The sequence below is a fragment of the Pseudomonas sessilinigenes genome, from assembly GCF_003850565.1.
GTDB lineage: Bacteria > Pseudomonadota > Gammaproteobacteria > Pseudomonadales > Pseudomonadaceae > Aquipseudomonas > Aquipseudomonas sessilinigenes.
The window spans coordinates 665,545-678,988 of record NZ_CP027706.1; the positions used below are offsets into that span (position 1 = coordinate 665,545).

The window sequence follows — 13,444 nt, forward strand, 5'->3', positions numbered from 1 at the left end:
ATGTCTGCTGCCAATAAACCGATCGACATCAAGAAGAGCGTCATCGACGCCGTGCTCGCCGGGCTGATCTCGCTGATCGTGTTCGGCCCCATCGTGGGCGTGGTGCTCGATGGCTACAGTTTCAACCTGGAACCGACCCGGGTCGCCTGGCTGGTGGCCATCGTCATGGCCGGTCGCCTGGCCCTGAGCCTGTTCCTGCAGACCCCGAAGGGCTTGAAGATCCTCCAGGGTTTCGAAAGCACCGGCTCAGGCGTGCATGTGCTGGCGCCGGACTACAAGTCGCGGCTGCGCTGGATCATCCCGGCGCTGATCGTGATCGCCATCGTCTTTCCGTTCTTCGCCAACAAGTACCTGCTGACCGTGGTCATCCTCGGGCTGATCTACGTGCTGCTGGGCCTGGGGCTGAACATCGTGGTGGGCCTGGCCGGGTTGCTGGACCTGGGTTATGTGGCGTTCTATGCCATTGGCGCCTATGGCCTGGCCCTGGGCTACCAGTACCTGGGCCTGGGCTTCTGGACCGTGCTGCCCCTGGCGGCGATCGCCGCGGCGCTGGCGGGATGCATATTGGGCTTCCCGGTGTTGCGCATGCACGGCGACTACCTGGCCATCGTGACCCTCGGGTTCGGCGAGATCATTCGCCTGGTGCTCAATAACTGGCTGTCCTTCACCGGCGGCCCCAACGGCATGCCGGTGCCCTCGCCGACATTCATGGGCCTGGAGTTCGGGCGCAAGGCCAAGGACGGCGGAGTGCCGTTCCATGAGTTCTTTGGCCTGGAATACAACCCCAACCTGAAGTTCCTGTTCATCTACATCGTGCTGTTCCTGGTGGTGCTGCTGGTGCTCTACATCAAGCACCGGCTGACCCGCATGCCGGTAGGCCGAGCCTGGGAGGCCCTGCGCGAAGACGAGATCGCCTGCCGCGCCATGGGGCTGAACCATGTACTGGTGAAACTCTCGGCCTTTACCCTCGGTGCCTCCACCGCGGGCCTGGCCGGGGTGTTCTTCGCCAGCTACCAGGGCTTCGTCAACCCGTCGTCCTTCACCTTCTTCGAGTCGGCACTGATCCTCGCCATTGTGGTACTGGGGGGCATGGGCTCCACCGTAGGCGTGGTGATCGCCGCGTTCGTACTGACCGTGGCGCCTGAACTGCTGCGCAGTTTCTCCGAGTACCGGGTGCTGCTGTTCGGCATCCTCATGGTGTTGATGATGATCTGGCGGCCGCGCGGCTTGATCCGCATCAGCCGTACCGGGGTGACTCCGCGCAAAGGTGTTTTGACCCCAAGGAGCGCGCCATGAGCGAATACATTCTTTCGGTCGAGAACCTGATGATGCACTTCGGTGGCATCAAGGCCCTCAGCGACGTCAGCCTCAAGGTCAAGCGCAATTCGATCTTCGCCCTGATCGGCCCCAACGGTGCGGGCAAGACCACGGTGTTCAACTGCCTGACCGGTTTCTACAAGGCTTCCGGCGGGCGTATCGAGCTCAATACCCGGGGCCAGCAGACCAACGTCATCAAGCTGTTGGGCGAGTCGTTCCGAGCCAGTGACTTCGTGTCGCCGAAAAGCTTTTCCAGCCGCCTCTACTACAAGATGTTCGGCGGTACCCACCTGGTGAACCGGGCCGGCCTGGCGCGGACTTTCCAGAACATTCGCCTGTTCAAGGAAATGTCGGTGGTGGAGAACCTGCTGGTGGCCCAGCACATGTGGGTCAACTGCAACCTGTTGGCGGGCATCCTCAATACCCGGGGCTACCGCAAGGCGGAAAGCGATGCCCTGGACCAGGCCTTCTACTGGCTGGAAGTGGTGGACCTGGTGGACTGCGCCAACCGCCTGGCTGGCGAGCTCTCCTATGGCCAGCAGCGCCGATTGGAGATCGCCCGGGCCATGTGTACCCGGCCGCAGATCATCTGCCTCGACGAGCCGGCTGCCGGCCTCAACCCGCAGGAGACTGAAGCCTTGAGTGCGATGATCCGGCTGCTGCGCGATGAGCACGACCTGACCGTGGTGCTGATCGAGCACGACATGGGCATGGTCATGAGCATTTCCGACCACATCGTGGTGCTGGATCACGGCAACGTGATCGCCGAAGGCGGGCCGGAGGCGATCCGCAACGATCCGAAGGTCATCGCTGCCTACCTGGGTGCCGACGAAGAGGAGCTGGCATGACTCAACCTATCCTCGAACTCAAGGACCTGGACGTGTACTACGGGCCGATCCAGGCGCTGAAGAAAGTCTCGCTGCATATCGACGAAGGAGAAACCGTGAGCCTGATCGGCTCCAACGGCGCCGGCAAATCGACCCTCTTGATGTCGATCTTCGGCCAGCCTCGGGCCGAATCCGGGCAGATTCTGTACCGCGGCGTGGATATCACCCACAAGTCGTCCCACTACATCGCCTCCAACGGTATTGCCCAGTCTCCGGAAGGGCGCCGGGTGTTCCCCGACATGACCGTGGAGGAAAACCTGCTGATGGGCACCATCCCCATCGGCGACAAGTACGCGAGCGAGGACATGCAGCGCATGTTCGAGTTGTTCCCCAGGCTCAAGGAACGGCGCAACCAGCGGGCCATGACCATGTCCGGCGGTGAGCAGCAGATGCTGGCCATCGCCCGGGCCTTGATGAGCCGGCCCAAGTTGCTGTTGCTGGATGAACCGAGCCTGGGCCTGGCGCCGATCGTGGTGAAGCAGATCTTCGCCACCCTGCGTGAGCTGGCGGCCAGCGGCATGACCATCTTCCTGGTGGAGCAGAATGCCAACCATGCCCTCAAGCTGTCCGACCGAGCTTACGTGATGGTCAACGGCGAGATCCGCCTGAGCGGTAGCGGCAAGGAACTGCTGGTCAACGAGGAGGTGCGCAACGCCTACCTGGGCGGTCACTGATCCCATTGTGGATAAAAAGGCCCCGCCGATTAGCACCGGCGGGGCCTTTTTTATCCACACCCGCAACTTCAGGTTCATTTTGGGGCCTGGCCGCGCAATGGCTGCCGATTTGCGTCCGACAATTGTGGAAAACCTCTTGGGCAAGTTGCCAAAACGCCGCATGAAGAGGCTGCAAACAGTTGTTTTTTCACTGTTTTGACTTGTCCCCGTTTGTTGTGGAGCGGGCTGTGGGTAACGTGGGAGTAGCTGGCTGAAAGCCTTGAAACACGTGGCTTTCAAGGTGTTGGGTGTTTTTTGATCAGCTATTTTTGGCGATCTTGAGAACGACTTTGTCAACCTTTTTATTGTCGCAGCGAGGTGTCTAGGGTGCCTTGTATAAGCCTGTGGATAAGTCTGTGATTAAACTCTGGAAAGAACTCCCGGGACAGCGTCGTTGCTGGCCTCTGGCCTTCTGGAGTTTGACCGCTCGGTCATCTTTTCCGGTCGCGGCTGCATGGAGTGTTTGCCCAGGTCAAGCGAAAAACTTTGCATTTGTCGGCGCAGGCCTTGTGGATCGCGGCTTTGGGTATTTGGCAGTTGCCCCCAAAGACTGTGGACCGGCCTGTGGATAAGGTGCGTGCACTTGGCTGCAGGCCACGTGGGTAGCGGTTTTGCGGCTATTGGGCGTTTTTTGTACAGGTCCTGCGGCTCTTTTGGGTGTCGCTCGCACGGATAGTCGGCAGATGAACGGTCCGGTTGCTGCCCGGGGCCGGCCCGGGCATGCTGCGAAACGTTTTTTTATTGAAATGGCGGCCCGCCCCCAGCAAGGAGAACACCATGACTTCCACTCTGTTCATCACAGGCGCGACTTCCGGTTTTGGCGAGGCCTGTGCCCGGCGCTTTGCCGAGGCCGGCTGGTCGCTGGTGCTGACCGGTCGTCGCCAGGATCGCCTCGATGCCCTATGCGCGGAGCTCTCCAAGCAGACCGAGGTCCATGGCCTGGTGCTCGACGTACGGGATCGCAAGGCCATGGAGGATGCCATCGCCAACCTGCCGCCATCCTTTGCCAAGCTGCGCGGGTTGATCAATAACGCTGGCCTGGCCCTGGGTGCGGACCCTGCGCCCAAGTGTGAGCTGGACGACTGGGACACCATGGTCGACACCAACATCAAGGGCCTGATGTACAGCACTCGCCTGCTGCTGCCACGGCTGATCGCCCATGGTCGCGGTGCCGGAATCGTCAACCTGGGCTCCGTCGCCGGTAACTATCCCTACCCCGGCAGCCACGTGTATGGCGGCACCAAGGCCTTCGTCAAGCAGTTCTCCCTGAGCCTGCGCTGCGACCTGCAGGGCACCGGCGTGCGGGTGACCAATATCGAGCCTGGCCTGTGCGAAAGCGAGTTCTCGCTGGTGCGCTTTGGCGGTGACCAGGCCCGTTATGACGCCACCTACGCCGGCGCCGAGCCAATCCAGCCCGAGGACATCGCCGAGACCATCTTCTGGGTCATGAACACTCCGGCCCACGTCAACATCAACAGCCTGGAACTGATGCCGGTCAGCCAGTCCTGGGCCGGTTTCGCCATCGACCGCAACGCCAAGGCCTGACCTGTCACGGCGCAGTTTCGCGGGCAGTGCACTGCACTCCTGTAGCCGCTGCTGAGCTGGCGAAGCTGCGCCAAGGTCCGCAGGACCTTCCATGACGCTCATGATCATGCCCCTGCGATCGGACCAACCGCTTCGCAGGGGGGGCGGTCGCACTCGGAAATATATAGGCTGATTCGTTTCAGCTTGTCGAAGCCGAAGCACGCTAGAATTCCTCCCCTAAATTTGTATTGCCGCAGCAATAGAGGCGGTGTTTGCCAAGTTCCGTGGGAGGAATCGTGAGTAACCGAGGTGAGCAGGCTCTGCTCAAGCAATCGACCGTACTGATGTTCGCCGTGGCGATCGCCGGTATCGTCACGGGTTTTGTTTCTGGTGCCCAATCCATCCTGTTCGATGGTTTCTTTTCCCTGATCGCGACCTTCATCAAGGTGCTGATGTTGATCACCGCCAGGCTGATTACCAAGCCGGGCAACGAGCGTTTCCAGTTCGGTTTCTGGCACCTGGAGCCCATGGTGCTGTTGATCGAGGGCAGCTTCCTGCTACTGATCGCCATCTACGCCTTTCTCAACGGCGTGTTCGGCATTATCAACGGCGGCCGTGAGATCGAGCTGGGCCTGGTGATCGTCTATGCCGCGGTGTTCACCGTGGTGGAGTTCGCCTACTTCTTCTACGTGCGCCATCGCAACCGCAAGCTCAAGTCGTCGCTGATCCAGTTCGACAACATCAGCTGGCTGGTGGACGCCATGCTCTCGGTGGGGCTGCTGGTGAGCTTCGTCAGTGCCTTGCTGCTCAAGCACTATGGCCATGGCCAATGGGCGGTGTATGTCGACCCGATGATCCTGATCGTGCTGGCCCTGAGCATGCTGGCGCCGGCCCTGAAGATCCTGCGCCCGGCCCTGCGCGAGGTGCTGGGTATCGCGCCCGACCAGCTGGACGAGACGGTACGCACAGTGATGGAGCAGGCCAAGGCCACCCATGGTTTCGAGGACTACGTCAGCTATGTGCAGAAGCACGGACGGGCGCGCTTCATCGAAATCCACGTGGTATTGCCAGCCGATTACCCGCTACGCGATGTGGCGACCCTGGACCGCATGCGTGAGGACATCTCCAGCCAACTGGGAGGGGCCGATAGCGCACGCTGGCTGACCATCAGCTTCACCGGGGATCGCAAGTGGATTGCCTGAGTGGTCCCCATGCCAGGCAGGGGCTTCAGCCGAAGTAGCCGGCCAGCCCCTGATAACAGGTGGCCAGGTGATAAGGCGTGGTCGAGGGCATGTCCCGGCGGCTGACCGCGCCACCTGCATCCAGGCACTCATGCCAACCACCGGCATGCAGGAACTTGCCTTGCAGCGCCTGCAGCTGGCGCTTCAGGGCGGCTTGGCCATCGGGGCGCAAGGTCAGGGCCCGCAGGTACTCGGCCTGGGCCCAGATACGCTGGGTGGCATCCTTGGGGGCGGCCTGGGGCGGTAGTTCGAGCATGGCGCACACGGCGCCGCTCTGCGGATCGACCCCCATCTGCTCGGTAAAGGCGAACGCCCGTTCCAGGGAGGTTTGCAGCGCCGTTTCACGCAGCAGCGATGACGAGGCGAGCAGGAAGTACCACTCGAACTGATGCCCCGGCTCGAACCAGTTATCCACAGTGCCCAGCGGCTTTTCCATCATCACGCCATGCTGCGGATCGATGAAGCACCGTTGCATGCCCTGGCACAGCTCGAGCAAGGCTTCCTGCACTGCCTGGTCATCCCGGGCGGCGAGGGTGGCGAGGAAGGCCTCGGCCAGGTGCATCAATGGATTCTGCAGTGGGCCCGAGCCCAGGGAAGACCAGTCCTCGTCGAGAGTGGCCTCGTAGAGGCCATCGTCCCGGGCAAAACGCCGGGCCACCACTGCCAGGGCGGCGTCGAGCGTCGATTCCACCAGGGGCTCGCGGACCTTGGCCCAATAGTGGGCACAGGCGAACACGATGAACGCGTGGGTATAGAGATCCTTGCGACGATCCAGTGGTGCCCCTTGCGGGTCGATGCTGTAGAACCAGCCGCCGTGCTCGGCATCATGGAAATGCCGCTGCAAGGAACGGAACAGCGCCGCGGCGCGCTCCTGGGCGAAGGGGGCGGCGGCATCGCCGATCAGTTGGGAAAATACGTACAACTGCCGGGCGCAGGCCATGGCCCGATAGCGTTGGGGCGGCAAGGGGCGATGTTCGGCATCCAGCGCTTCGAAAGGCAACGCCAGCTGCGGATTCCAGCCCGGGCCCTGCCACAGGGGCACGATCACCTGCTGGAAGTGCTGCTGCACGGATTGGAACAGCGCATTGGCGTCGGGCGAGGAGGCGGGGTGGGATACATCGGGCATTGGCTGGCGTCGTCACGGCAGGTTTGAATGCGCGACATGTTAGCAGAGAAGGCCACCCCGATTGCCTCCTGCGTCGCAGCCGCTCGCTCCGGCTGGCGCAGGAGGAGGGCCGGTCAGCCTGCCAGCAGCCATACACCGGCTGCGGCAGAGAGCGCGCCGGCGATGCGTACCAATGGCGCGGCAGCCTGGGGCAATGTCCGAACCACGGCATAGCCCACTGCGTGCAAGGCTGCGGTGGCGGCAACGAACCCGGCAGCATAGGCCCAGGGGCTGGACATCTCCGGCAGCTCCAGGCCATGGGCTACGCCGTGGAACAAGGCGAACAGCGCGGTGGCGGCCACCGCCAGCGCCAGCGGCGGGCGTACGGCGAGGGCGACCGCCAGGCCCAGGGCCAGCACCGAAGCCGCGATTCCACTCTCCAGGGCGGGCAGGTCCAGGCCGGCGAAGCCCAGCAGGCCTCCGATCAGCATGGTGGCGACGAAGGTGCAGGGCAGTGCCCAGCGTGCCGCTCCCTGCTGTTGGGCGGCCCACAGGCCGACGGCGAGCATCGCCAGCAGGTGGTCGAGGCCGCCGATGGGATGGCCAATGCCGGCCATCAGGCCGTTGTCGCCGTGACCGGGGTGGGCCAGGGCCAGGGTGGGAGCCAACAACAGGGCCAGGGCCGCGAGAATGCGTTGGAGGGTCATGGGGCGCTTTCCTTTTCGAGTATCGAGTGGGTGGAGTCAGGCGGCGGTCAGCAGGCCCTGGCGTTCGATGAAGGCGATGATGTCCGCCAGGCCCTGGCCGGTTTTCTGGTTGCTGAAGACGAATGGCTTGCCGCCACGCATGCGCTGGGTATCGCTGTTCATCATGTCCAGGGATGCGCCGACCAGCGGCGCCAGGTCGATCTTGTTGATCACCAGCAGGTCGGACTTGCAGATTCCCGGGCCGCCCTTGCGCGGTAGCTTGTCGCCGGCCGAAACATCGATGACGTAAATGGTCAGGTCCGAGAGTTCCGGGCTGAAGGTGGCCGAGAGGTTATCGCCGCCGGACTCCACCAGGATCAGGTCCAGCCCCGGGAAGCGGCGGTTCAGCTGATCCACGGCCTCCAGGTTGATCGATGCGTCCTCGCGAATGGCGGTGTGTGGGCAGCCGCCGGTTTCCACGCCGATGATGCGCTCCGGGGCCAGGGCCTGGTTGCGCACCAGGAAATCGGCGTCTTCGCGGGTATAGATATCGTTAGTCACCACCGCCAGGTTGTAGCGCTCACGCAGGGCCAGGCACAGGGCCAGGGTCAGGGCCGTCTTGCCGGAGCCCACCGGGCCGCCGATTCCAACGCGCAAAGGTTGTGTGTTCATGTGATTCTCCAAGATGACAGGCCCTAGGAACGAAACAGGCGGCTGTACTGGCGCTCATGGGCCATGCTCGCCAGGGACAGGCCGAAGGCGGCGCTGCCGTAGTGATCGGGGTCGAGGCTGGCGGCCTGCCGCTGGGCCTGCTGCAGCAGTGGTAGCAATTCACTGGTCAGGCGCTGGGCGGCTTGCTGGCCCAGGGGCAGGGTCTTCATCAGCACCGCCAACTGGTTTTCCAGCCAGCTCCACAGCCAGGCAGCCAGGGCATCGTCAGGCGCGATGTGCCAGGCACGGGCGGCCAGGGCCCAGCCCAGGGCCAGGTGTGGCTCGTCCAGCTGCGCCAGCAGGCGCCGGGCGTCGGCATCCAGCTCCGGCAGGCCTTCGAGCAGTTGCTTGAGGGAGTAGCCCATCTGCCGACTTTCCAGATACAGCTCGCGGGTTTCGCGGCTGGCGCGATGCTCCTCGCAGAGTTGCTGCAGGCGCTCCCAATCCTGCGCATCGGCGGCCCGACAGTGGGCCAGCAGCAAAGGCGCTTCGAAGCGCGCCAGGTTGAGCAGTAGCTGATCGCCGATCCAGCGTCGGGCGCTGTCCGGATCGCGGACCTGTCGCTGTTCCACGGCCATCTCCAGCCCCTGGGAATAGCTGTAGCCACCGATGGGCAGTTGAGGGCTGGCCAGGCGCAGCAGGGCCCATGCCGGATTCACGGACGGATGCCGAACTGATGCAGGCGCGGCGGGTAGTTGAAGTCTGCATCGCCGTGATGCGAGTGGTGGTGCCCGCCGCCATAGGCGCCATGCTCTGGCTGGAAGGGCGCCTCGAGGGGAGTGGCGTTGGCGCCCAGCTGTTCGAGCATGGCCTTGAGCACGTAGTCATCCAGCAGCCGCAACCAGCCATCGCCCACTTGCAGGGCGACATGGCGATTCCCCAGGTGGTAGGCCGCGCGCGTCAGCTCGAAGGCATTGTGGCAGGTGACGTGGAGCAGGGTTTCGGCAAGGGCGCAGACCTTGACGATGCGTCCGTCCTCGGCGACCAGGAACTCGCCATCATGCAAGGGTGGTTGGCCACGCTCCAGGAACAGGCCGACATCTTCACCCGTGGCACTGAAGCAGCGCAGGCGACTTTTGCTACGCGCCTCGTAGGTCAGGTGCAGTTCGGCGGACCAGGTGGCCTGGGGGGCGGTTCGGCGGTGGATCACCAGCATCGGAAGGCTTCCAGCTATGAGCGATGCACAAGCCAGAGCAAGGGCCTTGCCAATCGCTCGGAGAAAAGGAAAACCCCTGGAACTGCGCCTGAAAAAGGGGCAAAACCTTGTTTTATCTTGTTACAAATTGATGCGTCGAGCTGATTTATAGCACTGACTTGGTGCGCTGCAAATGTTTTTGCGGCAATCCGGTGCCGATCTTGCGGGCAGGCGAAAAGGCCCGTTCCAGAGCGGGGAGCATTCGTTTGGCGACGTTGCCGGGGTGGGGCGTTACTCGGTGCTGCCCAAGCCGTTCCAGTGCTTGAGCCCGATGAAGATGAAGCGCAGTTGCTGGGTCATCTTCGCTTGGGGCGTGAGGTGTTCAGGCAAGGCCTGGGGCGGCGGATCGATGATGTCCGGCAGCGTGGCGAACACGCTCTTGACCACCAGGTCGGCCATGACGCTGAGGTCGGCGGCATCGAGGTGTTGCAGCTTGGGCATCAGGCCCAGGTCGGCGGACAGGTCCGAGCTGATGTTTTCCCGCAGGCTGGCGATGGCTTGGCGTACCGGCAGCGAGCCGCCGTATTGCTCGCGGGCGAGAAACAGGAATTGCACGCGCTTGGCTTCCACTACATCGAGAAAGATCCGTACCGAGGCGTCGATGATGCCGCCCATGACGAATTCGTTATGGCGGACCAGGCGGATGGTTTCACGGAAGGTCTGGCCCACTTCGCTGACCAGTTCCAGGCCCAGTTGGTCCATATCGCTGAAGTGTCGGTAGAACCCGGTGGGGACGATGCCGGCGGCTTTCGCCACTTCCCGCAGGCTCAGGCTGCCGAAGCCTCGGCCACCTTCCATCAAATGCCTGGCGGCATCCATCAGGGCATTGCGGGTCTGTTGCTTCTGTTCGGCACGGGGCAGCATCGGCGAGGAAATTCTTTGCTCGGGGAGAGCGGGGCACTCTAGCAAATCAACTTTGCCGGAGTCGAACTGGCGTCGAGCCAGGGCAGGCAAGGGCTGGAGTCAGCCTCTTGAAAAGTCAAAAGCCCGATCCAGGGACCGGGCTTTTTTCTGGGCCACCATGGCCTCAGCTCGCAGCTTGATGACGTTCGGCCAGGCGATCGGCACCGCCTTCGGCAACGGTCTGGCCTTGTGGGGTACGGCTGTAGCCATCTTCGACCAGGCCTTTTTCTTCCAGGCGATCACGGCCACCTTCGGCAACGGTCTGGCCCTGTGGGGTGCGGCTGTAGCCATCTTCGACCAGGCCTTTTTCTTCCAGGCGATCACGGCCGCCTTCGGCAACGGTCTGGCCTTGTGGGGTGCGGCTGTAGCCATCTTCGACCAGGCCTTTCTCTTCCAGGCGATCACGGCCGCCTTCAGCTACGTTTTGACCTTGAGGGGTGCGATCGTAGCCATCTTCGGCAACGTTCTGGCCCTGTGGAGTACGGTCATAGCCATCGGCTGCGACTTTGTCGTTGCGTTCGATCAGGCGATCCGAGCCACCTTCGGCCAGGGTCTGGGTGAACACGCTGCTGTGGCTGGCCTGGATTTGCGGAGTCGCTTGTTCAGCGGCAGGCAGGGCAAAGGCGTTGGCGGCCAGGATCGATAAGGTCAAGCTTAAAAGGATGTGGCGTTTCATGATCGGTTGCTCCGTGGGAGGGCGAAAAATTGGGTACGGAGCTAATGTTACCGCCACAAAATCGATATAAAAGTTCATAAACACAATGATGATAATCAACAGAATTGATTGTTTGCCTCTGAGGCTCTAGCCCGGGCTTCTTCGCTGGCGGGGTCTTGCACTGGAGTGGGTAGTTTCGACTCACTGATGCGCCAGGGAGGGGCAAAAGTCGGTAACACATGGTTGTCCGAATGGTCAGAAATCGATGCTTTTTCTCCTGTTCGGGCGTTTCGATTAAACCTGGGCAGGGTTTGTCAGTCGTAGTTTCACGGCCACCGGTTTTCCAGTGGCGTTTCACCTATGCGTCGTGGTTGGGCGCTCAGTTGTCATCAGGAGCCTCGTGCAATGACGCGCACTCGTAAAATTCTCTTTTGGATCGTCACCGGCCTGATCCTGCTACTGGCAGGGCTGGTGCTGGTCATCGCGTTCTTCGACTGGAACCGGGTCAAGCCCATCATCAATGACAAGGTGTCCCAGGAGCTGCACCGACCGTTCGCGATCAATGGCGATTTGTCGGTGGCCTGGCAGCGCGAACCCGACGAGGGCGGCTGGCGGGCGTGGATACCCTGGCCCCATGTCGTGGCCCAGGACTTGTCCCTGGGCAACCCGGACTGGTCCAAGGCCCCGCAGATGGTCAGCCTCAAGCGGGTTGAACTGCGAATCTCGCCCCTGGCACTGCTGGTGCAGCAGGTGAGCATCCCGCGTATCGATCTCACCGAGCCGGAAGTCGCCCTGCAGCGGCTGGCGGATGGACGCGCCAACTGGACCTTCAAGTTCGATCCGCAGGAGCCCGATGCCGAGCCCTCCAAGTGGAGCGTGGATATCGGCGCCATTGGTTTCGACAAGGGCCATGTGACCCTGGATGACCAGAACCTCAAGACCCGCCTGGACCTGCAAGTGGAGCTGCTCGGCCAGCCCATTGCGTTCAGCGATATCGTCGGCGAGAGCGAAGCCAAGCGAGTGGCCGAGCAAGGAGGGGAACCCCAGGCCTATGCCTTTGCCCTCAAGGTCAAGGGCCAGTACCACGGGCAGAAGCTCGCTGGCAGCGGCAAGATCGGTGGCCTGCTGGCGCTCAAGGATGCCAGCAAGCCCTTCCCGCTCCAGGCCCAGGCGCAGATCGGTGATTCACGCATCGAGCTGCGCGGCAGCCTGACCGATCCCTTGAATCTCGGCGCCCTGGACCTGCGCCTGAAGTTGGTAGGCTCCAGCCTGGGCAACCTTTATCCGTTGACTGGGGTGACCTTGCCCGATTCGCCGCCGTACTCCACCGATGGGCGCCTGACCGCCAAACTGCACGACCCGGCAGGTGCGGCCTTCAGCTACAAGGATTTCAACGGCAAGATCGGTGAGAGCGACATCCACGGCAGCCTGGCCTACGTGGCCAGCCAGCCGCGGCCCAAGCTCAGTGGTGCACTGGTTTCCAATCAACTGTTGTTCAGTGACCTGGCTCCGCTGATCGGTGCCGACTCCAATGCCAAGCAGAAGGCCCGGGGAGGCGAAAGCAAGCAGCCGACGGACAGGGTGTTGCCGGTCGAGGAGTTCCGTACCGAGCGCTGGCGCGATATGGACGCCGATGTGGAATTCACCGGCAAGCGTATCGTCCACAGCGCCGAACTGCCCTTCACCGACCTCTACACGCACCTGGTGCTCAATGACGGCCAGCTCAGCCTCGAACCCCTGCGCTTCGGTGTCGCCGGTGGCAAGCTCGATGCCCAGATACGACTCAACGGCCATGCCACCCCGCTGGAGGGGCGGGCTCGGTTGACGGCTCGCAACTTCAAGCTCAAGCAGTTGTTCCCCACCTTCGAACCCATGAAGACCAGCTTCGGCGAACTCAACGGCGACGCCGATATCGCCGGGCGCGGCAACTCGGTGGCGGCCCTGCTGGGCAGTGCCAATGGCGACCTGAAGATGCTGATCAACGATGGCGCCATCAGCCGCAGCCTGATGGAGATCGCCGGGCTCAACGTCGGCAACTATGTGGTTGGCAAGCTGTTTGGCGACAAGGAAGTGAAGATCAATTGTGCCGCTGCCGACTTTGGCATCAAGACCGGCCTGGCCACCTCGCGGCTGTTCGTCTTCGATACCGAGAACGCCATCATCTACATCGATGGCACCGCCAACATGGCCACCGAGCAACTGGACCTGACCATTACCCCCGAATCCAAGGGGCTGCGCCTGTTCTCCCTGCGTTCGCCGCTCTATGTCCAGGGCAAGTTCATCAAGCCCAGCGCCGGGGTCAAGGCCGTGCCATTGGTATTGCGTGGTGCGGGGATGGTGGCGCTGGGGGTGATCGCGGGCCCGGCGGCGGGGCTGCTGGCCCTGGTGGCGCCAAGCAACGACGAGCCCAACCAGTGCGCGCCGCTGTTGCAACAAATGCGTTCGGGCAAGGCCCCGGCCACGGTCAAACCGAGCAAGTAGGCCGGGGATGAGCCTCCCGCCCCTGC

General features: G+C 62.7%; 13 protein-coding genes. 6 read left to right on the plus strand and 7 right to left on the minus strand.

From position 1 onward, the window contains the following. The 5 genes from livM (at position 1) to C4K39_RS02970 (ending at position 5,643) form a co-directional block, all read left to right on the plus strand. Positions 1-1,296: a high-affinity branched-chain amino acid ABC transporter permease LivM gene (gene livM, locus C4K39_RS02950; RefSeq protein ID WP_068577002.1), complete on the plus strand. Its 1,296-nt coding sequence runs from the start codon at positions 1-3 to the stop codon at positions 1,294-1,296. Next, positions 1,293-2,165 carry an ATP-binding cassette domain-containing protein gene (locus C4K39_RS02955; protein WP_124345625.1) on the plus strand — a complete coding sequence of 291 codons (873 nt, stop codon included), beginning with the start codon at positions 1,293-1,295 and terminating at the stop codon, positions 2,163-2,165. Before livM ends, C4K39_RS02955 begins: the two co-directional genes overlap by 4 nt. Then, on the plus strand, positions 2,162-2,878 hold the full coding sequence (locus tag C4K39_RS02960; RefSeq protein ID WP_124345626.1) for an ABC transporter ATP-binding protein: 717 nt from the start codon (positions 2,162-2,164) through the stop codon (positions 2,876-2,878). The genes C4K39_RS02955 and C4K39_RS02960 overlap by 4 nt, the downstream gene beginning before the upstream one ends. Positions 2,879-3,694: 816 nt before the next feature. Beyond that, positions 3,695-4,462, plus strand: a complete 768-nt coding sequence (locus tag C4K39_RS02965; protein ID WP_124345627.1) for an SDR family oxidoreductase — start codon at positions 3,695-3,697, stop codon at positions 4,460-4,462. Positions 4,463-4,737: 275 nt separating this feature from the next. Then, complete coding sequence (locus C4K39_RS02970; protein ID WP_068577011.1) at positions 4,738-5,643, plus strand: cation diffusion facilitator family transporter; 906 nt, start codon at positions 4,738-4,740, stop codon at positions 5,641-5,643. A 25-nt stretch (positions 5,644-5,668) separates the two neighbouring features. On the opposite strand, the gene C4K39_RS02975 is transcribed toward C4K39_RS02970, so the two are convergent. The 7 genes from C4K39_RS02975 to C4K39_RS03005 form a co-directional block, all read right to left on the minus strand. Further along, the gene (locus tag C4K39_RS02975) at positions 5,669-6,808 is read right to left on the minus strand and encodes an AGE family epimerase/isomerase (RefSeq protein WP_124345628.1); all 1,140 of its coding nucleotides are present in this window, start codon (positions 6,806-6,808) and stop codon (positions 5,669-5,671) included. 113 nt (positions 6,809-6,921) lie between these two features. Then, positions 6,922-7,494 (minus strand): HupE/UreJ family protein, encoded by a 573-nt coding sequence (locus C4K39_RS02980; protein ID WP_124345629.1) that lies wholly within the window; start codon positions 7,492-7,494, stop codon positions 6,922-6,924. Positions 7,495-7,530: 36 nt separating this feature from the next. After that, the gene (ureG, locus tag C4K39_RS02985; protein WP_068577017.1) at positions 7,531-8,145 is read right to left on the minus strand and encodes an urease accessory protein UreG; all 615 of its coding nucleotides are present in this window, start codon (positions 8,143-8,145) and stop codon (positions 7,531-7,533) included. A gap of 23 nt (positions 8,146-8,168) precedes the next feature. Then, positions 8,169-8,843: an urease accessory protein UreF gene (locus C4K39_RS02990; RefSeq protein ID WP_068577019.1), complete on the minus strand. Its 675-nt coding sequence runs from the start codon at positions 8,841-8,843 to the stop codon at positions 8,169-8,171. Then, positions 8,840-9,340 (minus strand): urease accessory protein UreE, encoded by a 501-nt coding sequence (gene ureE / locus C4K39_RS02995; RefSeq protein ID WP_068577021.1) that lies wholly within the window; start codon positions 9,338-9,340, stop codon positions 8,840-8,842. The genes C4K39_RS02990 and ureE overlap by 4 nt, the downstream gene beginning before the upstream one ends. A 270-nt stretch (positions 9,341-9,610) precedes the next feature. Continuing rightward, complete coding sequence (locus C4K39_RS03000; protein WP_068577024.1) at positions 9,611-10,243, minus strand: TetR family transcriptional regulator; 633 nt, start codon at positions 10,241-10,243, stop codon at positions 9,611-9,613. A gap of 163 nt (positions 10,244-10,406) precedes the next feature. Continuing rightward, positions 10,407-10,958, minus strand: coding sequence for a hypothetical protein (locus C4K39_RS03005; protein ID WP_068577026.1), 552 nt, complete (start codon positions 10,956-10,958; stop codon positions 10,407-10,409). Positions 10,959-11,342: 384 nt separating this feature from the next. Here C4K39_RS03005 and C4K39_RS03010 point away from each other — a divergent pair, with 384 nt between their 5' ends. Continuing rightward, on the plus strand, positions 11,343-13,418 hold the full coding sequence (locus tag C4K39_RS03010) for an AsmA family protein (RefSeq protein WP_068577028.1): 2,076 nt from the start codon (positions 11,343-11,345) through the stop codon (positions 13,416-13,418). Positions 13,419-13,444 lie beyond the last annotated feature (26 nt).